Annotated in this window: 15 protein-coding genes; 5 read left to right on the forward strand and 10 right to left on the reverse strand. The window is 71.8% G+C overall.

Annotated elements, in window-relative coordinates; translation table 11 throughout:
* The 5 genes from ACFVW8_RS29310 to ACFVW8_RS29330 form a co-directional block, all read right to left on the reverse strand.
* Positions 1–214, reverse strand: a 214-nt coding sequence (locus ACFVW8_RS29310; protein ID WP_389695199.1) for a hypothetical protein, incomplete at its 3' end; no start/stop codon positions are given.
* Between the two features lie 94 nt (positions 215–308).
* A complete protein-coding gene (locus tag ACFVW8_RS29315) occupies positions 309–2,081 on the reverse strand; it encodes an ABC transporter ATP-binding protein (protein ID WP_389695201.1) in 1,773 nt (590 codons plus the stop codon).
* Entirely contained in the window at positions 2,078–3,838 is a 1,761-nt protein-coding gene (locus tag ACFVW8_RS29320; RefSeq protein WP_389695203.1) for an ABC transporter transmembrane domain-containing protein, read from the reverse strand. Before ACFVW8_RS29320 ends, ACFVW8_RS29315 begins: the two co-directional genes overlap by 4 nt.
* Before the next feature lie 55 nt (positions 3,839–3,893).
* The gene (locus ACFVW8_RS29325) at positions 3,894–5,675 is read right to left on the reverse strand and encodes an ABC transporter ATP-binding protein (RefSeq protein ID WP_389695205.1); all 1,782 of its coding nucleotides are present in this window, start codon (positions 5,673–5,675) and stop codon (positions 3,894–3,896) included.
* Entirely contained in the window at positions 5,672–7,537 is a 1,866-nt protein-coding gene (locus ACFVW8_RS29330; RefSeq protein WP_389695207.1) for an ABC transporter transmembrane domain-containing protein, read from the reverse strand. Before ACFVW8_RS29330 ends, ACFVW8_RS29325 begins: the two co-directional genes overlap by 4 nt.
* Positions 7,538–7,785: 248 nt before the next feature.
* Between ACFVW8_RS29330 and ACFVW8_RS29335 the strand changes: the two genes are divergently transcribed.
* Complete coding sequence (locus ACFVW8_RS29335; protein ID WP_389695209.1) at positions 7,786–8,526, forward strand: hypothetical protein; 741 nt, start codon at positions 7,786–7,788, stop codon at positions 8,524–8,526.
* On the opposite strand, the gene ACFVW8_RS29340 is transcribed toward ACFVW8_RS29335, so the two are convergent.
* Both ACFVW8_RS29340 and ACFVW8_RS29345 read right to left on the reverse strand, forming a co-directional pair.
* Positions 8,517–11,456 carry an FAD-binding and (Fe-S)-binding domain-containing protein gene (locus tag ACFVW8_RS29340; protein ID WP_389695211.1) on the reverse strand — a complete coding sequence of 980 codons (2,940 nt, stop codon included), beginning with the start codon at positions 11,454–11,456 and terminating at the stop codon, positions 8,517–8,519. The genes ACFVW8_RS29335 and ACFVW8_RS29340 overlap by 10 nt on opposite strands.
* Positions 11,457–11,499: 43 nt before the next feature.
* Positions 11,500–11,943 carry a MarR family winged helix-turn-helix transcriptional regulator gene (locus tag ACFVW8_RS29345; protein WP_389695213.1) on the reverse strand — a complete coding sequence of 148 codons (444 nt, stop codon included), beginning with the start codon at positions 11,941–11,943 and terminating at the stop codon, positions 11,500–11,502.
* A 208-nt stretch (positions 11,944–12,151) separates the two neighbouring features.
* Here ACFVW8_RS29345 and ACFVW8_RS29350 point away from each other — a divergent pair, with 208 nt between their 5' ends.
* The 4 genes from ACFVW8_RS29350 (at position 12,152) to mltG (ending at position 17,487) form a co-directional block, all read left to right on the forward strand.
* Positions 12,152–13,957 carry an ABC transporter ATP-binding protein gene (locus tag ACFVW8_RS29350; RefSeq protein WP_389695215.1) on the forward strand — a complete coding sequence of 602 codons (1,806 nt, stop codon included), beginning with the start codon at positions 12,152–12,154 and terminating at the stop codon, positions 13,955–13,957.
* A gap of 104 nt (positions 13,958–14,061) precedes the next feature.
* Entirely contained in the window at positions 14,062–14,760 is a 699-nt protein-coding gene (locus ACFVW8_RS29355; RefSeq protein WP_389695217.1) for a TetR/AcrR family transcriptional regulator, read from the forward strand.
* A 64-nt stretch (positions 14,761–14,824) separates the two neighbouring features.
* Positions 14,825–16,276: an alpha/beta fold hydrolase gene (locus ACFVW8_RS29360; protein WP_389695219.1), complete on the forward strand. Its 1,452-nt coding sequence runs from the start codon at positions 14,825–14,827 to the stop codon at positions 16,274–16,276.
* A gap of 371 nt (positions 16,277–16,647) precedes the next feature.
* On the forward strand, positions 16,648–17,487 hold the full coding sequence (gene mltG, locus ACFVW8_RS29365; RefSeq protein WP_389695221.1) for an endolytic transglycosylase MltG: 840 nt from the start codon (positions 16,648–16,650) through the stop codon (positions 17,485–17,487).
* A gap of 38 nt (positions 17,488–17,525) precedes the next feature.
* Here the strand turns inward: mltG and ACFVW8_RS29370 are convergent, their stop codons facing one another.
* The 3 genes from ACFVW8_RS29370 to ACFVW8_RS29380 form a co-directional block, all read right to left on the reverse strand.
* The gene (locus ACFVW8_RS29370) at positions 17,526–18,614 is read right to left on the reverse strand and encodes an NAD(P)-binding domain-containing protein (RefSeq protein WP_389695236.1); all 1,089 of its coding nucleotides are present in this window, start codon (positions 18,612–18,614) and stop codon (positions 17,526–17,528) included.
* 79 nt (positions 18,615–18,693) lie between these two features.
* A complete protein-coding gene (locus ACFVW8_RS29375) occupies positions 18,694–19,902 on the reverse strand; it encodes an LLM class flavin-dependent oxidoreductase (protein ID WP_389695222.1) in 1,209 nt (402 codons plus the stop codon).
* Positions 19,899–20,927, reverse strand: coding sequence for an ABC transporter substrate-binding protein (locus tag ACFVW8_RS29380; RefSeq protein WP_389695224.1), 1,029 nt, complete (start codon positions 20,925–20,927; stop codon positions 19,899–19,901). The genes ACFVW8_RS29375 and ACFVW8_RS29380 overlap by 4 nt, the downstream gene beginning before the upstream one ends.
* Positions 20,928–20,934: the final 7 nt, after the last annotated feature.

Below are 20,934 nucleotides of genomic sequence, written 5' to 3' on the forward strand. Positions count from 1 at the left end.
GAGCAGGGCCCAGTCCTCCCGGGCGGGCGGACTGGGCACGGTGGCGCAGCTGAACCTGGGCGCGAGCACCGGCCAGGCGCTCGGTGCCGTGGGCGACGCCTTCCTCGACGGGCTCCGCCTCTGCCTGATCGTCGCCGCCGCGCCCGCGCTGATCGCCGCCTGCGTGCCCTCTCCGGCAGACTGCACCGGCCGCCACGGCGTTCTCGAGCTGCACTTCCACGCCTTCGGCGGGCTCGGAGCGACGGGGCGCCGGCTTCCGTATGCGGGACGGAGCCTGATCGCCCGTCTGCACTGGCCCGGGCGCCCGTTCAGACGGACGGCGGCCCTTCACCGTGCCAGGAGCGCCAGAGCGCGGCGTACGCACCGCCGGCCGCCACGAGATCGTCGTGGGTGCCGAGTTCGGTGAGCCGGCCGTTCTCCATCACCGCCACCCGGTCGGCGTCGTGGGCCGTCTGCAGCCGGTGCGCGATGGCGACGACGGTCCGGCCCTCCAGAACGGCGGCCAAGGCACGCTCCGCGCGCCGCGCGGTCGTCGGGTCCAGGAGTGCGGTGGCCTCGTCGAGTACCAGCGTGTGCGGGTCGGCCAGCACCACACGCGCCAGGGCGAGCTGCTGCGCCCGGGCCCCGTCCGGACGGTGTCGCGCATGGCCCAGGTCGGTGTCAAGACCGTCCGGCAGCTCACTGGCCCACTCGGCGCCGACGGCCACGAGCGCCGCGCGCAGTTCGGCATCGGTGGCGCGGGCGGACGCGATCCGCAGGTTGTCCCGGACCGTGCCCTGGAACACATGGTGCTCCTGAGTGACGAGGACGACGTGCCGGCGCAGCCGGGCCGGGTCCAGGCCCGCGACCGGGACCCCGCCCACCGTCACCGAGCCGGTGCGCGGCGGGTCCATGCCCGCCAGCAGTCTGCCCAGGGTGGTCTTGCCCGCGCCGGACGGCCCGACGACAGCGAGCCGCTCGCCGGGCCGTACCGTCAGGTCGACCCCGTGCAGGACATCGTCCCCGCCCTCGTAGGCGTAGCGCACACCGGACACGTCGATCCGGTCTCCCTCAGGTGCGGCGGACGCGGCCGACGGTGCCGCCACTGCCGGGGCGAGACCCTCCACCCTCGCGAAGGAGGCGCTGCTGCTCTGCAGTTGCTCCATCCGCTGCAGGACGGTGTCCAGGGGCTGCGACAGCTGCCGCAGATACAGGGCCGAGGCGACGACCGCGCCGAGGCTCATGCTGCCCCGGTCGTGCAGCACACCGCCGATCAGCAGGACACCGACCACGGGAATGGCGTAGGAGATGTCCACGGCCGGGAAGAGCACACTGCGCAGGAACAGCGTCCGGTTCCGGGTTTCGAGGCATCGGTCGATCGCCTCCTGGCACGCGTCGACGCGGCGCTGCTGCAGACCCAGGGCCTCGATGGTCCGGGCGCCCGCGGCGGTGGCCGCGAGCTGCTCCGCGAGGGCCGAGTTGGCGGCTCCCTCGGCGAGGTACGCGGTGAGGGCCCGGCGCAGATACCAGCGGGCGGCGAACCAGATGCCGAGCAGGCCCAGCACCCCGCACGCACCGAGCAGCGGATCGAGCGCGAAGACCGCTCCGAGGATGAACAGTGCCTGGACTCCGGCGATGAGCACCTCGGGGCCGGTGTCCCGGAGAGTGGCGCCGACCGCGGCGACATCGGTGGTGCCGCGGGCCATCAGGTCGCCGGTGCCGGCCCGTTCGACGACCGAGGCGGGCAGCGCGAGTGCCCGATCGGCGAACTGCTCCCGGATACGCGCCAGGGTCCGCTCACCGAAGCGGTGTCCGACGTATCCGGCGTAACGGGCGAGCAGCAGCTGCGCCAGCCCGAAGACGAGGATGGTGAGCGCGAGACGGTCCACCGCCGCCACGCCGCCGCCCGTCCGGACCTCGTCGATGATGCGGCCGAGCAGCCACGGCCCTGCGAGTCCGGCCGCAGCGGCGAGCGCGTTGAGGGCGATCATGGTGGCGAAGGCGCGGCCGTCCAGCAGGATCAGCCGCAGTGCCGCCCGGCGTATCCGTGCCGGTCCGGCGACGGGCAGGGACCGGTCGGCCGAACGGGAGGCGGCCGTCATCGCACGGTCTCCCGGGACGGCGGGACACTTCCTTCGTCCGCGCGGCCGGGGTCGTCCCCGGCCATCCCGCGTGACACCAGGAGACGGTAGCCGGGCTGCCCGTCCAAGAGCTCACGATGGCTGCCGGCGGCTGCGACGGCGCCGTCGACCAGGTAGTACACGGTGTCCGCCCGGTCCAGCAGCAGCGGTGAGGTGCTGGTGACGAGCGTGGTGCGGCCGGTCCGCGCGGCGCGCAGCCGGCCGGCGACGGCCGCTTCGGTGTGGGCGTCGACCGCCGAGGTGGGTTCGACGGCCAGGAGCGTCTCGGGGTCGGCCAGCAGGGCCCGGACGAGGCGGACGCGCTGCCGCTGGCCGCCCGAGAGGTTGCGGCCCTGCGCGTCGATCCGCGAGCCGAGCCCGTCCGGCAGACCGCGCACGATGTCCTGTGCCATGGCCGCGTGGATCGAGCGGCCGACACTCTCCTCGTCCCGCTCCCGCGCGCCGCAGATCACCTCGCGCAGCGGGCCGGCGAAGAGATCGGCCTCGTTGTCCGCGACCAGGATCCGGCGGCGGATCCGCGTCAGGTCGATCTCGTCGAGGCGTATCCCGCCCCAGGTGGCGGCCGACTCCACGAACCGGCCCAGCCGGTCGACCACCGCCGCGGAATCCGACGGCCGGGCGCTGACGAGCGCGGTCAGCCGTCCGGGCACCACCTCGACGCCGGATTCCGGATCACGGAGCGTGGCCGCCGCCCCGGGCTCGTCCGAAGCCGCCTCCCCGGCCGCGGAACCGCCCTCCAGGGTGAGGAAGCGGATGACCCGGCGGGCGGCGACGAGCCCCCGGCTGAGGTCGTAGCCGCCCTCGATGAAGAACGAGACCGGCACCACCAGCACCGCGGCGTACCCGTACACCGCGACCAGCTCGCCCACGCTGATGGTCCCCTGCGCCGCCATCCGGGCCGCCAGCCAGGTCACGACACCGATGAACAGGGTGGGCAGGCCCACTCCGAGGGCCTGGATCCAGCTGGTCACCGCACCGACGCGGTATCCCTCCGCCCGCAGGTCCTGCGAACCGAGCCGGTAGCGCTCGGCATATACCTCCTTGCCACCGATGCCGTTGAGGACGCGCAGGCCCCCGGCCATGTCCTCGAAACGGGCGGCGAGCCCGCCCTGCCGCTCCCGGTATGCCGCCTCGACGCCCTGCAACCGCCACAGCAGGGGGCCGACCAGCACCGCGAGCAGCGGTACACCGAGCAGCACGACCGCGGCGAGCAGCGGCGAAACGGTCAGCAGCAGCACAGCCACGACGACATAGGCGAGGACCGCGCCGACCCCGGGGCCGGTGACGGTCAGCGTGTTGGCGATCATCGCGACATCGGCGAAACCGATCGTGACGACCTCCCCTGCCGTGACCCGGCGCGGCAGCGCCCCGCCCAGCCCGGTCGCCTTCCTGACCACGACCGCCACGGAACGGAAGGCGGCGTCCAGCCGCACCCTGGTCATCGTGCGGTGCCGCATGATGGCCAGCCATGCGTTGAGCACCCCCACGCCCAGCAGCGCCGCGACCCAGCCGGTCAGCGCGGACCACCGTCCAGGCTGCAGCCCGTCGTCGATGGCGTGGGACAGCAGGTAGGGCGGCAGCGTCAGACAGACCATCCAGGCACTCCCCAGCAGCGCGCCCGCGGCGATCCGGCGGCGCTGACAGGCGACCAGCCACCACAGGTACCGCGGGGCGCTACGACAGTCGGGGGTCCCGGGATCCTCGTACGAACCTGTCATGTACGAGACCCTAGCGATGTCCCAGCGGGGACCGGCGGGGCGGTACCCGGGCCGGTCAGCCGTGCCAGGAGCGCCAGAGCGCCGCGTACGCGCCGTCCGCTGCCACCAGCTCGTCATGGCTGCCCAGCTCGCTGATCCGGCCCTCCTCGACGACCGCGATCACATCCGCGTCGTGCGCCGTGTGCAGCCGGTGCGCGATGGCCACGACCGTACGGCCGTCCAGCACCCGGGCCAGTGAGCGCTCCAGATGGCGGGCCGCGCGTGGGTCGAGCAGCGACGTCGCCTCGTCCAGCACCAGGGTGTGCGGATCGGCCAGCACCAGCCGGGCCAGCGCGATCTGCTGGGCCTGTGCCGGGGTCAGCGCCAGACCGCCCGAGCCGACCTCGCTGTCCAGCCCTTCGTCCAGGGCCCTGGCCCAGCCGTCCGCGTCGACCGCGGCCAGTGACGCCCACAGCTCGGCGTCGCCGGCCTCGGTACGGGCCAGCAGCAGGTTGTCCCGCAGCGAACCCACGAACACATGGTGCTCCTGGTTGACCAGTGCCACATGCGTCCGCACCCGCTCCGCGGTCATCCGCGACAACTGCGCACCGCCCAGCGAGACCTCACCGGTGCGCGGGGCGTAGATCCCGGCCAGCAGCCGGCCCAGCGTGGACTTGCCCGCACCCGACGGGCCGACCAGCGCAAGCCGGGTGCCCGGAGCGACGTCGAGCGACACCTTGTGCAGAACATCGAGACCTGCCCGGTAGCCGAAGTGCACCTCGGCGGCGCGCACATCACGTCCGTCCGGCGCCACCGCCGCGTCGCCCGCGTCCGGCTCGATCTCCCGGACCCCCACGAGGCGCGCCAGCGACACCTGCGCGACCTGCAACTCGTCGTACCAGCGAAGGATCAGGCCGATCGGGTCGACCATCATCTGCGCCAGCAGCGCACCCGTCGTCAGCTGCCCGACACTCAGCCAGCCCTCGATCACGAACCAGCCCCCGAGCATCAGGACCGCGCCGAGAATCGTCACGTACGTGGCGTTGATGACGGGAAAGAGCACCGACCGCAGGAACAGCGTGTAGCGCTCCCAGGCCGTCCACTCCTTGACCCGCTGATCCGACAGGGCGACCCGGCGCGCACCCAGCCGGTGCGCCTCCACGGTCCGCCCGGCGTCGACCGTCTCCGCCAGCATCGCCGCGACCGCCGCGTAACCAGCGGCCTCCGAGCGGTACGCGGACGGCGCCCGGCGGAAGTACCAGCGGCAGCCGATGATCAGTACCGGCAGCGCGACGAGTACCGAGAGCGCCAGCGGGGGAGCGGTGACGGCGAGCGCGGCGATCAGGAGCCCCGCCCACACCACACCGATGGCCAGCTGCGGTACGGCCTCGCGCATGGCGTTGGCGAGCCGGTCGATGTCCGTGGTGATCCGGGAGAGCAGATCGCCCGTCCCGGCCCGCTCCAGCACGCCCGGGGGCAGCCGGACCGACCGCACCAGGAAGTCCTCGCGCAGATCGGCCAGCATCTCCTCCCCGAGCATCGCGCTGCGCAGCCGCATCATGCGGGTGACCACGGTCTGGATGACCAGCGCGACCGCGAACACCGCGGCGGTGCGCTCCAGGTGGAGGTCGGTGTCCCCGTTGGACAGGTCCTCGACGAGTCCGCCGAGCAGGTACGGGCCGACGATCGAGGCGGTGACCGCGACCGTGTTGAGGAGGGTGACCACGGTGAACGGCCGCCGGTGACGCCGTATCAGTTCCCTGGCGTAGGTCCGTACGGTCGTGGGGGTGCCGACCGGCAGGGTCGTCGCCGACTCAGGGGCGGCGGGGTCGTAGGCCGGTGGTGCGACGCCGATCATGCCCGCTCCTCGATTTCCTCGATGGTGCCGATCGTGTTGACCGCTTCGGCTTCGCCGGGCGCGGCCGGGACCGCGATCTCGTCGTCCGTCTCGCGGGTGACGACCGCCCGGTAGTGCGGTTCACCGCGCAGCAGTTCACGGTGGGTGCCGACGGCCACCACCGTGCCGTCGTGTACCAGCGCCACCCGGTCCGCCAGGTCGAGCAGCAGGGGCGACGAGGCGAAGGCCACGGTCGTACGGTCCTTGCGCAGCGCCTTGATGCCCGCGGCGACCCGGGCCTCCGTGTGCGAGTCGACGGCGGACGTCGGCTCGTCCAGCACCAGCGCTTCCGGGTCGGTCATCAGCGACCGGGCCAGCGCGAGCCGCTGGCGCTGGCCGCCGGAGAGCGACCTGCCGCGTTCGGTGATCCGGGTGTTCATCGGATCGCCGCCGGAGTCTGCGGACGCCTGTGCCAGCGCGGTCAGGACGTCGTCGCACTGCGCGGCCGACAGCGCGTCCTCGGCCCTCACCCGGCCGGACGACGGTACGTCCAGCAGTTCGCGCAGGGTGCCGGAGAGCAGCACCGGATCCTTGTCCTGGACCAGAACGGCGGTGCGTGCGGCGCCCAGTTCGAGCTCGTCCAGGGGCACGCCGCCGAGCAGCACGGAAGGCATCTCGTGGTCCAGCGCCTCCGCATCCTCGTCGGCGGCATCCTCCTCCTGCGCCACCGACGGCTGGGCGTGGCCGCCGAGCCGGTCCGCCAGTCGCCCGGCCTCGTCCGGATCGCCGCAGACCACCGCGGTGAACAGGCCATCGGGCGCCATCAGTCCGGTGACCGGGTCGTACAGATCCCCGGCCGGAGAGGCATCGACCGTCGACGGCCGGGCGACCCGGCTCAGCGAGAGCACCCGGACCGCGCGCTGCGCCGACGGCCGCGAGAAGGAGTACGCCATGGCGATCTCCTCGAAGTGCCGCAGGGGGAACAGCAGCAGCGTCGCCGCGCTGTACACGGTCACCAGCTGACCGACGTCGATCTTCCCGTCGCGGGCCAGCGAGGCTCCGTAGGTGACCAGGGAGATCAGCAGCACGCCCGGCAGCAGGACCTGGATCGCCGAGATCAGCGACCACATCCGCGCGCTGCGCACGGCGGCCTTGCGGACCTCCTGCGAGGCACGCCGGTAGCGTCCCAGGAACAGCTCCTCACCGCCGATGCCACGCAGCACGCGCAGCCCGGCCACGGTGTCCGAGGCCAGTTCGGTGGCCTTGCCGGCCTTCTCGCGCTGGAAGTCGGCGCGGCGGGTGGCCCGGGGCAGGAGCGGCAGGACGCCCAGGGCGAGCACCGGCATGGCCAGCGCCACGAGCACGCCCAGCGAGGGCAGATAGAGGACGAGCCCGGCACAGATGATGACGAGGGCGGCCGCGGCGGCGGCGAAGCGGGACAGCGCCTCGACGAACCAGCCGATCTTCTCCACGTCACCGGTGGACACGGCGACGACCTCGCCCGCTGCGACCCGGCGGGTCAGCGCGGAGCCGAGCTCCGCGGTCTTGCGGGCCAGCAGCTGCTGGACCCGGGCTGCGGCGGTGATCCAGTTGGTGACGGCGGTCCGGTGCAGCATGGTGTCGCCCACGGCGATCAGCACGCCGAGGACCGCGATCAGCCCGCCGGCCAGGGCGAGTCGGCCGCCGGACCGGTCGACGACCGCCTGGACGGCGAATCCGACAGTGAGCGGCAGCCCGGCGATGGCGCACTGGTGCAGCAGACCCCAGGACATCGACTTGAGCTGTCCGCGGATCTGGTTGCGGCCGAGCCAGATCAGAAAGCGAGGACCCGACCGGACATCGGGATCGCCGGGATCCGAGTACGGAAGATCGCGAATTTGCATGACGTCCCAAGGATCGGAAGAAGCTGAGGTCCGCAGGGACCTGTGGACACACGTGGGGAGAAGCATGTGGGGGGACCAAACCGTCCAATCCTCGCGTCCCGCCGGGAGCGCGGCAAACCCTTTTACATGCGGGAGGAAGCGCCGGCACCGACGGGTGCTGCGGCCGCGGGGGTAAAGATTCGGCACGCATTCGCCGCGGCCCGCACGGGCGGGCGGGGCCGGCCGCCACGGAGTGCGACCATGGGCAGATGCATATAGCCGGATCGGTACGAGTGGTGGTCTCGGCGGCCGCCTGCGGTCTTCTGCTCACCACCCTGACGTCGTGCGGTGACGGACAGGACGCGCAGAAGGGCGACGCGCGGTCGGCCGACGCCCAGAAGGCCAAGGACAAGGCGCGGACCGTCGACCTCAAGCGCATCCCGGACGTCGGCGACCGGCTGCAGTCGCAGATCCCGGACGCATCCCGCCAGGTCGTCGCCGTCTACGGTGCGGGCAAGAACTCGGCGGACTCCACGGTCGTGCTCTACACGAAGACCGGCTCCACCTGGGACAAGGCCGCCGGCTGGAAGGCCCACAACGGCAAGAAGGGCTGGGCGGCCGACCACCACGAGGACGACAAGCGCAGCCCGGTCGGTGTCTTCACCCTCAGTGACGCGGGCGGGGTGCTGCCCGACCCGGGCGCCCGGCTCCCGTACACGGAGTCGGCGTCCATCCAGGCCCCGCACTACTGGGCCAAGTCGCACTGGCACGACTTCGACTACGTCATCGCCATCGACTACAACCGCGTCAAGGGCACCGCTCCCAACGACCCGACGCGGCCCGAGGGACAGACCAAGGGCGGCAGCATCTGGCTGCACATGGACCACGGCAGCGGCACGTCAGCCTGTGTGAGCCTGCCCAAGTCCGGTATGGAGAAGCTGCTGCGCACCCTGGACCCGAAGCAGCACCCGGTCGTGGTCATGGGCGACCGGGCCAGCCTTCAGGCCTGACCGGAGGCGGGCCGGGTCGCCCGCTCCAGTTCCAGCAGGGCCGAGTAGTACGAACGGCCCGTCGCCCGGTCCATGCCGATCTCGCACATCCGGTTGGCCGACAGATAGGTGTCGTACTCCCGGGTGTTGACCTCGGCGGCCTCCTTCGCGGTCGCCGAGGCCGTCAGTTCCTCGTGCAGCAGGCCGCGGTCGCCCGCGAACCCGCAGCACGCCGCGTCGTCCGGGATCACCACCTCCCGCGCACACGCCTCCGCGACCGCCCGCAGGTGGCCCACATCGTTCAGATGCTCCATCGAGCAGGTCGGATGCAGGACCGCGGAGCCGGCTCTGCGCAGCACCGTCAGCTCCGGCAGGAGCTCGTCGGCGGCCCAGACCAGGGAGTCGACGACGGTCAGCTCGCGGTGCAACTCCCGGTTGTCCTCGGTCAGATACGGCACCACCTCATGGGCGATGCCGAGGGTGCACGAGGAGGCGTCGACGACGAGCGGCAGCTTTCCGCCCGCGGTCCAGCCCCAGGCTGCCTCCACGATCCGGTTGGCCATCACGGCGTTCGCCGAGTCGTACCCCTTGGAGTGCCAGATCGTCGCGCAACAGGTCCCCGCGACGTCCTCGGGGATCCAGACCGGCTTTCCGGCGCGCGCCGACACGGCGACCACGGCCTGCGGCAGGGAGGGGACGCGATGTCCCTCGGGCCCGCCGAAGATGCGGTTGACGCAGGCCGGGTAGTAGACCGCGCTCGCCCCGGTCCTGTACGTAGGGGGCAGCCCACGGCCGGCGGCCCGGGGGATCTCCGGGAGCCACGCGGGCATCAGATCGGGGCGGACCGCCCGGCGGGCGAGACCGGTGACGCCTTCGAGCAGCCGGTCGTCGATCCGGCCCGCCGCGGCGACGGCGAGCCGGGCCGCCGCCTCCACCGCACGGAAGTGCTTCGCGGTGAGCGCGGCGATCCGTTCCTCGCGCGGGGAGTGCCGCCGGTGGCGGAAGCTCTTCATCATGGCGCCCGTGTCGATCCCGACCGGACAGGCGAGCTTGCAGGTGGAGTCGCCGGCACAGGTGTCGACGGCGTCGTAGCCGTACGCGTCGAGCAGCCCGGTCTCCACCGGTGAGCCGTCCGGCTGCCGCATCATCTCGCGGCGCAGCACGATGCGTTGGCGTGGCGACGTGGTCAGGTCGTGGCTGGGGCACGTCGGTTCGCAGAATCCGCACTCGATGCAGGGGTCGGCCACCGGCTCGATGCGCGGGATGGTCTTCAGGCCGCGCAGATGCGCCTTCGGATCGCGGTCCAGGACGATCCGGGGCGCCAGCACCCCGTCGGGGTCGATGAGCTGCTTGGTCCGCCACATCAGTCCGGTCGCCCGGGTGCCCCATTCCAGCTCCAGGAAGGGTGCGATATTGCGGCCGGTGGCGTGCTCGGCCTTGAGCGATCCGTCGAACCGTTCCACGGTCAGCGCGCAGAAGTCCGCCATGAAGGCGGCGTACCGGTCGACGTCGGAGGGCTTCGCCGCGTCGAAGGCGAGCAGGAAGTGCAGATTTCCGTGTGCGGCGTGGCCCGCGACGGCCGCGTCGAAACCGTGCTCGGCCTGGAGCGTCAGCAGCGCCTCGCAGGCGTCGGCGAGCCGGGAGGGCGGTACGGCGAAATCCTCCGTGATCAGTGTCGTACCGGACGGCCTGGAGCCGCCGACCGCGGTGACGAAGGCCTTGCGGGCCTTCCAGTAGCCGGAGATGGTGCCGGCGTCGCGGGTGAACTCGTTGGTCACCGAGGTGACGGGGTGGACCAGCTCCAGCCTGCGCAGGACATCGGCCGCCGCCCGCTCGTACGCCTCCTGGCCCGCCTCGTCCGGGGCGCGGAACTCCACCAGCAGGGCCGCGGTTCCCTTCGGCAGCCCGGCCCAGTCGGCGGGCACTCCCTGGACGCTGACGGAGGCCCGCAGGGTGTTCCCGTCCATCAGCTCGACGGCGAGGGCACCGGCTTCGTTGAACAGTGGCACGGCGGCCGCCGCCGCGGTCAGGGACGGGAAGAAGAGCAGGGCCGTGGAGATGCGGCGGTCCAGCGGCAGCGTGTCGAAGACGACCTCGGAGATGAAACCGAAGGTCCCCTCCGACCCGACCATGAGCCCGCGCAGGATCTCCACGGGCGTCGTGCCGTCCAGAAAGGCGTCGAGCCGGTACCCGTTGGTGTTCTTGATCTCGTACTTGGCCCGGATCCGGGCGGTGAGCGCGGCATCGGCCTCGATCTCCGCCTTCAGCGCGAGGAGTCCCGCGCACAGCTGCGGCTCGGCGTGCGCCAGGTCCTCGTCCGCCGTGGGATCACCGGTGTCCACCACCGTGCCGCCGGGCAGCACGAAGGTGAGCGAGGAGACGGTCCGGTACGAATTGCGGCTGGTTCCGGCGGTCATCCCGGAGGCGTTGTTGGCGACGACTCCGCCGATCGTGCAGGCGATCGCGCTGGCCGGGTCGGGACCGAGCAGCCTGCCGTGCCTGGCGAGGGTGGCATTGGCCCGCATGACCGTCGTCCCCGGCCTGATGCGGGCCCGCGCTCCGCCGTCCAGGACCTCGATGCCGGACCAGTGGTGCCGTACGTCGACGAGGATGTCCTCGCCCTGTGCCTGGCCGTTGAGGCTCGTGCCCGCGGCCCGGAAGACGACGTTGCGGCCCTTGCCGTGCGCGTACGACAGGATCGCCGAGACGTCGTCGATGTCCTCGGGCACGACGACGACCTGGGGCACGAACCGGTAGGGGCTGGCGTCGGAGGCGTACCGCACCAGGTCGGAGATCTTCCACAGGACCTTCTGCGCGCCCAGCAGGGCGGTCAGTTCGGACCGCAGCGGCTCGGGGGTGCCCGGAGCCTGCTCGTCGGGCACCCGGTCGTGGGCGGGGCTGCGCATCGCACCGGGGCTCAGGGCTTCCGGATTCGGCTCCAGCAACGGCATGTCGAGGTCCCCTCGGCGGCTCGGTGCGGCGTGCCGCACCTGGTCAGCAGCGGCGCTCCGGCATTCCATCGACCAGAGCGGTCAGCAGCCCGCCGAGCACCTCGCGCTGATCGGCGGTCAATGGGGCCAGGATCTCCTCTGCGGCCGCCCGGCGCGCGTCGCGCAGCGACCGGAGGGTGGCGATGCCCTCGTCGGTGATCTCGATCCGGACCACCCGGCGGCTGTCCGGGTCGGGTGTGCGGCGCACCCGGCCGCTGGCCTCCAGGCCGTCCACCAGCGTGGTCACGGCGCGCGGGACCACATCGAGGCGCTGTGCGAGATCCGCCATCCGCGGCGGGCCGTCGTAGTGGGCGACGGTGCGCAGCAGCCGGAACTGCGCGGGCGTGATGCCGGCCGGCTCCAGCTGACGGCTCTGAATGCGCTGGAGCCGACGGGTCAGCCGCAGCAGCTGTTCGGCGAGCAGGCCGTCGTGGTCGGGGGAGTCCATATGGGAACAATATCAGGACCTTGTTCATTGTGAGTACAGGTAACAATGAGCTATGCTCTTATCTGCTCGACCGTCGCAGGCCCTCGGATTCGCGGAGCGCGAGTCCAGACGGGCCGCCGGTCCGGCAGCCGCGGACCGCTGACGCGCATACCGTCGCAGGCGGCCGCACCTGTTCCTCCCTGTTCTCGCACGCCTGACGAAGGAGCCCATGAAACCCGACGAACCCACGTGGACACCCCCGCCCCGGGATGACGGACAGCCGCCTGCCGAGCTGCGCCGCATCCTCCGCCTCTTCCATCCGTACCGCGGCCGCCTCGCGCTGGTCGGACTGCTCGTCGGCGCCTCGTCGCTGGTGTCGGTCGCCTCGCCGTTCCTGCTGCGCGAGATCCTCGACACCGCCATCCCCCAGGGGCGGACCGGGCTCCTCTCGCTGCTCGCTCTCGGCATGATCCTCACCGCCGTGATGAACAGCGTCTTCGGCGTGCTGCAGACCCTCATCTCCACCACCGTCGGCCAGCGCGTGATGCACGATCTGCGCACCGCGGTCTACACGCAGCTCCAGCGGATGCCGCTCGCCTTCTTCACCAAGACCCGTACCGGCGAGGTCCAGTCCCGGATCGCCAACGACATCGGCGGCATGCAGGCCACCGTCACCTCGACGGCGACCTCGCTGGTCTCCAACCTCACCGCGGTCATCGCCACCGTTGTCGCGATGCTGGCGCTCGACTGGCGGCTCACCGTCGTCTCGCTGCTCCTGCTGCCGGTCTTCGTCTGGATCAGCCGCCGGGTCGGCCGCGAACGCAAGAAGATCACCACCCAGCGCCAGAAGCAGATGGCCGCCATGGCCGCCACGGTCACCGAATCGCTCTCCGTCAGCGGCATCCTGCTCGGCCGCACCATGGGCCGGTCCGACTCGCTCACCAAGGGCTTCGCAGAGGAGTCCGAGAGGCTGGTCGACCTCGAAGTGCGCTCCAGCATGGCCGGCCGCTGGCGGATGTCGACGATCGGCATCGTCATGGCAGCCATGCCGGCCGTCATCTACTGGGCAGCGGGCATCACCCTCCAGTCCAGCGGACCCGCCGTCTCGATCGGTACGCTCGTCGCCTTCGTCTCGCTCCAGCAGGGCCTCTTCCGGCCCGCCGTGAGCCTGCTCTCCACCGGGGTGCAGATGCAGACGTCCCTCGCCCTCTTTCAGCGGATCTTCGAATACCTCGACCTCAAGGTGGACATCACCGAGCCGGAGAACCCGGTCCGGCTGGAGAAGATCAGTGGCGAGGTCTGCTTCGAGAACGTCGACTTCAGCTACGACGAGAAGAGCGGCCCCACCCTCAGCGGCGTCGATGTTGCCGTGCCCGCCGGCAGCAGCCTGGCCGTCGTGGGCCCCACCGGATCCGGGAAGTCCACCCTCAGCTATCTGGTGCCGCGGCTGTACGACGTCACCGGGGGACGGGTCACGCTCGACGGCGTGGATGTACGCGATCTGGACTTCGACACCCTCGCCAGGGCCATCGGGGTGGTCTCCCAGGAGACATACCTCTTCCACGCCTCCGTCGCCGAGAATCTCCGCTTCGCCAAGCCGGAGGCCACCGACGCGGAGATAGAGGCCGCGGCCCGCGCGGCGCAGATCCACGACCACATCGCCTCGCTCCCCGACGGCTACGACACCCTGGTGGGGGAGCGCGGCTACCGCTTCTCCGGCGGCGAGAAGCAGCGCCTGGCCATCGCGCGCACGATCCTGCGCGACCCGCCGGTGCTGATCCTCGACGAGGCCACCAGCGCCCTCGACACCCGTACCGAAGCCGCCGTGCAGGAGGCCATCGACGCGCTCTCCGCGGGGCGCACCACGCTCACCATCGCCCACCGGCTGTCCACCGTGCGGGACGCGGACCAGATCGTCGTCCTGGACGGCGGACGGACCGCTGAGCGCGGCAGTCACCAGGAACTGCTCAGCCAGGACGGGCGCTACGCCGCGCTGGTCCGCAGGGACAGCCGCCTCACTCCTGCGGCGGGCTGACCGGCCGTCTCCACGACCGGCCTGACCGGCCGCGATGCGTGCGCGGCCGTTCGCGGGAGCGGCGCGAACTTGTTCGTTACGAACATGTTCGTTACGGTGGATGCATGACCCCCCGACCTCCCGCGCCCCGCAGCCGTCGCGAACGTCCGGCCAAAGCGGCCCTCACTCACGACAGCATCGTCGCCACAGCGGTGGCGCTCATGCGCGCCGAGGGCCTGCAGCGCGTCACCATGCGCCGCCTGGCCCAGGAGCTCGACACCGGACCCGCCTCGCTGTACGTGTACGTGGCGAACACCGCCGAGCTGCACGCCGCGATCCTGGAGGAGCTGCTGGGTGCCGTCGATCTGAGCCCGGCGGACGCCGCCTCCGAGGGGGACTGGCGCGACCGCCTCGCGGCGGTACTCGGCTCCTACACCCGTATTCTCTTCGCGCATCCCAGCCTCGCTCAGTCCGCCCTGGTGGCACGCCCGGTGGGGCCGAACTATCTGGCCCTGGTCGAGGCGGTCCTCGCCCTGCTGCACGAAGGGGAGGTGCCCGGCGCACAGGCGGCCTGGGGGGTGGACGTGCTGTTGCTGGTGGCCACGGCCACCGCCGCCGAGCAGTCCATCCGCGACCGGTCGGCCGGCGCGGAGGAGGAGCACAACGCCCTCGTCGCCGCCCTGCGCGACGCGAGCGCCACCACCCATCCGCGGATCGCCGCGCTCGGCGCCGACCTGGTCTCCGGATCCCCCGAGCAGCGCCTGGCCTGGATCTTCCGCACCGTCATCAACGGTGCCCGGACCACACCGGTCACGACGGACTGAACACCCCGGCCCGCTGCGGACCGAACCCGCGGCCGGCATTCCCGCACGAGACGGAGGCACCACCATGAGCACCGCACACCACCCCATCGCGATCATCGGCGCCGGCCTCGGCGGTCTCACCCTCGCCCGCGTACTGCACGTGAACGGGATCGAGGCAGCCGTCTTCGACCTGGAGGCCGACCGCGACGCCCGCACCCAGGGCGGCATGCTCGACATCCACGAGGAGACCGGCCAGGCCGCCCTGCGCGCCGCCGGACTGCACGAGCGCTTCCGGGAAAGGGTCCACCCCGGCGGCGAAGCCATGCGCGTCCTCGACCGGCACGCCCGGGTACTGCTGGAGGAGGCCGACGACGGAGACGGCGGCCGCCCCGAGATCGACCGGGGAGACCTGCGCGACCTGCTGCTCGACTCGCTGCCCGAGGGCGCCGTGCGCTGGGGCAGCAAGATCACCGGTGCGAGGCGCGCCGGCGCGGGAGCGTACGAGGTCACCCTCGCCGACGGCACCGCCTTCACGGCGGGACTGCTCGTCGGCGCCGACGGCGCCTGGTCCCGCATCCGTCCGCTGCTCTCCGACGCCGTTCCCGCGTACACCGGCATCTCCTTCGTGGAGATGGACCTCTTCGAAGCCGACGCCCGCCACCCCGAGTGCGCCGAACTCATCGGCGGCGGGATGTTCTTCGCGCTCGGTGACCACCGGGGATTCCTCGCGCACCGGGAGTCCGACGGCAGCCTTCACATCTACGCCGCGCTGCGTGCGGCCGAGGACTGGCTGTCGACCATCGACTTCACCGACGCCGGGGCCGCCAAGGCGGCGCTGGCCGAGCACTTCACCGACTGGGCGCCCGGCCTGCGGCGGCTGATCACGGACGCCGACGGCGCTCCCGTGCCGCGGCTCATCCACGCGCTGCCCGTCGGACACCACTGGGAGCGCACTCCGGGCGTCACCCTGCTCGGTGACGCCGCACACCTCATGTCCCCCTTCGCGGGTGAGGGCGCCAACCTCGCCATGATCGACGGCGCCGAGCTGGGCACCGGCCCGGTGGCCGTGCTGGGTACGTCCTTCGGAGGATGGATCGCGGCGGAGACGGCCCTGCGCGACCGGGGCGGCCATGTCGGGCGGCTGGTGCTGATGGATGCCATCGGTCCCGTCGTCCCCGGTCATCCGATAGCCGTCCCCGGCCGGGGACCGGGTGGACCGAGCTCTCCGCAGACCCCCGTGGGTGAGCCGTCCGGGCTGCCGCCGGGCGGTCCACGGCCTGCCGCGATGGAGGCGCTGCGCGCGTACGGGGGCGCTGACATGGGGGACCCGGGGCTCCTCGAACGCCTGCGGGCCGTCAGCTGTCCGGTGCTGGTCGTCTGGGGCGAGAACGACCGGGTCGCCGTACCCGACTACGGCCGCGCCTACGCGGCCGCGTTCGACGACGCGCGCTTCGAACTCGTCCCCGGCGCGGGCCACCTGCCCATCCGCGAGCAGCCCGCTGCCACCTTCGCGGTCCTCGACGGCTTCCTCGGCTGACCGGACGGCGCACACGACGGCGCCGCCGCTCCCGTGGGACGGGGAGCGACGGCGCCGGATCGAGCAATGATCAGATGAGCCAACCCACGAAGTGGACGACGCCGGCGAGCAGGTTGGTGAGGATGTTCATCTGGTGTTTCTCCTTGTACATGGTGCATCTCTGGGACAGCGCAATCACGGTCTGCAGCCCGTCGCTTGCGCCCTGTAATCATCATGTGTCGCACACCCATTGGGCAACGAATACCGGTACGACCACACGTTCCAGCGAACATCCGATCCCCTGTTCGTGTGTTCGGCTCCGCTGGTACGGGACGCGTGCCGCCGGGTGTGGGGTACCGGACGAGGCGATCGGTGCGAGATAGCGTGCCCGCATGGTGAACGCGTCCCCGGACACCCCGCCCCGTCGCAGGCTCCGCCCGACCCGGCGTGGCCGGCTGGCACTGCTCATCGGCGCCGTTCTCGTCCTCGTGGTGGCGGCCGCCGTGCTCGTGCCGCTGCTGACGAGGGAGCCGGCGGCCGAAAGGACCCGCTCCCTGGTGATTCCCGAGGGCTGGCGGGCCTCCCAGGTCTACAAGGCGGTGGACAAGGTTCTCGGCGAGCCCGCCGGCACCACGGAGAAGGCCGTGGCGACCGCGGACCTGCCTCTTCCGGCCGCGGCGAAGGGCAACCCCGAGGGCTATCTCTTCCCGGCGACGTACCCCGTGACCTCCCGCGCGACCCCGGAGAGCCTGCTGCGGTACATGGTGGACACCGCGGTCGAACGTTTCGGCGCGGACCACATCACGGCCGGGGCGCAGCGCAACGGAGTGACGGTCTACGAGACGGTGACGATCGCCTCCGTCGTGCAGGCGGAGGCGGACACCGCTTCGGACATGGGCAAGGTGGCCAGGGTCGTCCACAACCGCCTCGCGCACGACATGCCGCTCCAGATGGACTCCACGCTCAACTACGCGATGAACCGCAGCACACTGGACACCACCACGGGCGACACAAAGATCGACAGTCCGTACAACAGCTACGAACGCAAGGGGCTGCCGCCCACGCCCATCGGCAATCCGGGCGAACAGGCGATGACGGCCGCGATCAACCCCACCACGGGCTCCTGGCTCTACTTCGTCACCGTCGCGCCCGGCGACACCCGCTTCACGAGCGACTACGCCGAGCAGAAGCGCAACGTCGCGGAATTCAACCGGAACCGGAGTGACGGCTGAGTGCCGGTCCTGTCCTCACCGTCGTGCGGCCGACGCGCTCAGGCTGCGGAAGCCGCCCGTTCCGCAGCCGGTTCGGGCCGCTCCAGCAGCCGCCCGACCGCCCGCACCGCGGCGCGCCCCGCCCGGTTGGCGCCGATCGTGCTGGCGGACGGGCCGTAGCCCACGAGCTGGACGCGCTCGTCGCGTACCGCCTGCGTGCCCTCGACGCGGATTCCGCCGCCGGGCTCACGGAGCCGCAGGGGAGCGAGATGGTCGACGGCGGGCCGGAAGCCGGTCGCCCAGAGGATGACATCGGCTTCGACCACGCGACCGTCGTCCCAGGCGACACCGGCCGGTGTGATCCGGTCGAACATCGGCAGACGGTCGAGCACCCCCGACTCGCGGGCGCGCCGGACGGCGTCGGTGACCGGCAGCCCGGTCACGCTCACCACGCTCTGCGGCGGCAGTCCGTGCCGTACCCGGTCCGCGACCATGGCGACGGCGGCACGTCCCTGGTCCGCGCCGAAGGGGCCCTCGCGGAAGACCGGCGGCCGGCGCGTCACCCAGAAGGTGTCCGCGGCCACCTCGGCGATCTCCATCAGATGCTGGGTGCCGGAGGCCCCGCCGCCCACCACGACCACCCGTTGCCCGGCGAAATCGGCCGGCCCCGGGTAGTTCACGGTGTGCAGCTGGCGCCCCAGGAACGTGTCCTGGCCCGGGTAGCGCGGCCAGAACGGCCGGTCCCAGGTCCCCGTCGCACTGATCACGGCCCGCGTCGCGTACGTGCCTTCGGACGTCTCCACGCGCAGTCGCCCGCCGACGCCCTCACGCACCGCGCTCACCTCGACCGGCCGGTGAACCCGCAGGTCGAAGGCGCGTTCGTACGCGTCGAAGTACTCGCCGATCACCTTGGACGAGGGCCTGCTGTCATCGGCGCCGGTCAGCTCCATGCCGGGCAGCGCGTGCATGCCGTGCACCTTGCCGTACGTGAGGGACGGCCAGCGGAACTGCCAGGCGCCACCGGGGCGCGGGGCATGGTCGAGCACCACGAAGTCGCGGTCGGGCTCCAGGCCCGTACGACGCAGGTGGTAGGCGCCGGACAGGCCCGCCTGTCCGGCACCGATCACCACGACATCCACTGACTGCACCCCGGTGTTGTTCACGCTTCTACTAACTGTGCCGGGGCCGTGGATCTTCCCGCCTTCGTGGTCCGCGCTCGCAGCGGGCTCAGCGCCCCCCGGCGACCAGCAGCGGCGCTCCGCCCGGTGCGGACGCCGGACGGCCGTTCGCCGCCGGCACCCCCAGCAGCGGCGATGCCGGGACGGTCGACAGCAGCCCCCGGGACGCCAGCTCGGGCGTGACGCCCTCGCCGAACCAGTACGCCTCCTCCAGATGCGGGTAACCGGACAGCACGAAGTGCTCCACCCCCAGGGAGTGATACTCCTCGATCCGGTCCGCCACCTCCGCATGGCTGCCGACCAGAGCGGTGCCCGCGCCGCCCCGCACCAGGCCGACGCCCGCCCACAGGTTCGGTGCGATCTCCAGCTTGTCCCGGGAGCCGCCGTGCAGCGCCAGCATCCGCTGCTGCCCCACGGACTCGCTCCTCCCCAGCGCCTGCTGGGCCGCCGCGACCGTGTCGGCGTCCAGATCGCCCAGCAGCCGGTCGGCGGTCGCCCACGCCTCGCGCGAGGAGTCGCGCGAGATGGTGTGCAGCCGGATGCCGAACCGCACCGTGCGGCCCTGTTCCTCGGCAAGACCCCGGATCCAGTCGATCTTCTTCTTCACATCCGCCGGCGGCTCGCCCCAGGTCAGATAGACATCGGCGTGCGCGGCCGCGACCGGACCGGCGGCGGCCGACGAGCCGCCGAAGAAGACCTCGGGCAGCGGGTCAGGCGGCAGCGCCGTCAGCCCGCCCTCCACCTGGTAGTGCTCACCGTCGAAGTCGTACGGCTGACCGCTCCACGCACCCCGCACCACCGAGAGGAACTCCGCGGTCCTGGCATAGCGCCGGTCGTGGTCCAGATGGTCACCGAACCGCCGCTGCTCCGTTGAGTCACCACCCGTCACCACGTTGAGCAGCAGCCGCCCCCGGGTGATCCGCTGATACGTCGCGGCCATCTGCGCGGCGAGCACCGGCGAGATGACGCCGGGCCGGAACGCCACCAGGAACTTCAGCCGCTCGGTGTGCTGGGCCAGCGCCACCGTCGTCAGCCAGGCATCCTCGCACCAGGTCCCGGTCGGCGTCAGCACGGCCTCGAACCCCAGCTGCTCCGCGGCCTTGGCGATCTGCGCCAGATACTCGATGTCGGGCGCGCGCACCCCGCTGACCGGAGTGATCCGGTCCCGCTTGATCCCGCCGTCGGTGTACGCGTGCCGGTCGACGAGCGTGCGTCCGTCGCCGCCGGTGGGGAGGAACCAGTGCAGGTGGACGTTCATGAGGAGGCCTTTCCGTACGAGCGGGGAGCCGCCGAGGAGGCGGGCAGGTCGCGGTTGAAACGGGTGTCGACGTAGTCCTTGAAGGAGAATCGGTGCGGGATGAGCTTCAGATCGGCGAAGGTGTCCGCGATCTCCTGCTCGGAAGAGATCGCGGCGGGATCGACGGCGACGGGCACCCGGGTGCCGGCCGTCAGCTTCACCGCGTCCAGTGCGACCTCATAGGGCAGCCCGGTCTCCTTCGCCCAGACCTTCGCCCACGCATCGGGGTGCTTGAACACCCAGCTCTGCGCCCGGTTCAGCCGGACCAGCAGATCGCCGATGGCCTTGGACTTCCCGGACTCCTTGAGCGCGGCGGGCGAGGCGACCTGGAAGTTCAGCCCGTTGACGACGCCCTCGCCGGTGGTCAGCACGCGCGCCTTGCCGCCGTGCAGCACCTGCGAGGTGTACGGGTCCCAGATCGCCCAGGCGTCGACCTTGCCCCGGCTGAACGCGGCCAGTGCGTCGGCCGGCTGAAGGTAGTTCAGCTTCACGTCCGAAATGCTCAGCCCTGCCTTCTTCAGCGAGCTGATCAGCTGGAAGTGGGCGGAGCTGCCCTGGGCGACGGCGATCGACTTGCCCTTGAGCTGGGCGGGCTTGCGCAGCGGCGAGTCCTTGGGGACCACGATCGTCTCACCCGCCGACGAACCGTGCGTGGCACCCACCACGGCGATTTTGGAACCGGCGCCGGCGGCGAACACCGGCGGGGTGTTGCCGACCCCGCCGATATCCACGGCCCCGGCGTTGACCGCCTCCAGGAGCGGTGGGCCGGAGGTGAAGGTGGACCATTTGATGCGGTAGCCGAGGTCGTCGAGCTCTCCGGAGGCCCGCAGGATGGCTTCGTAACCACCCTTCTGGTCACCGATGTTGAGTGTGACGCTGCCCTTGCCGTCGGTGTTGCTCGCGGTGGAGGCGGAGGTCGCGCCGCCGCAGGCGGTGAGCACCAGGGCGAGGGGCAGCAGCAGGGCGGGCAGGGTACGGCGGTTCATGTCGTGT

The sequence above is a fragment of the Streptomyces sp. NPDC058221 genome, assembly GCF_042882365.1.
In the GTDB taxonomy this organism is placed as follows: domain Bacteria; phylum Actinomycetota; class Actinomycetes; order Streptomycetales; family Streptomycetaceae; genus Streptomyces.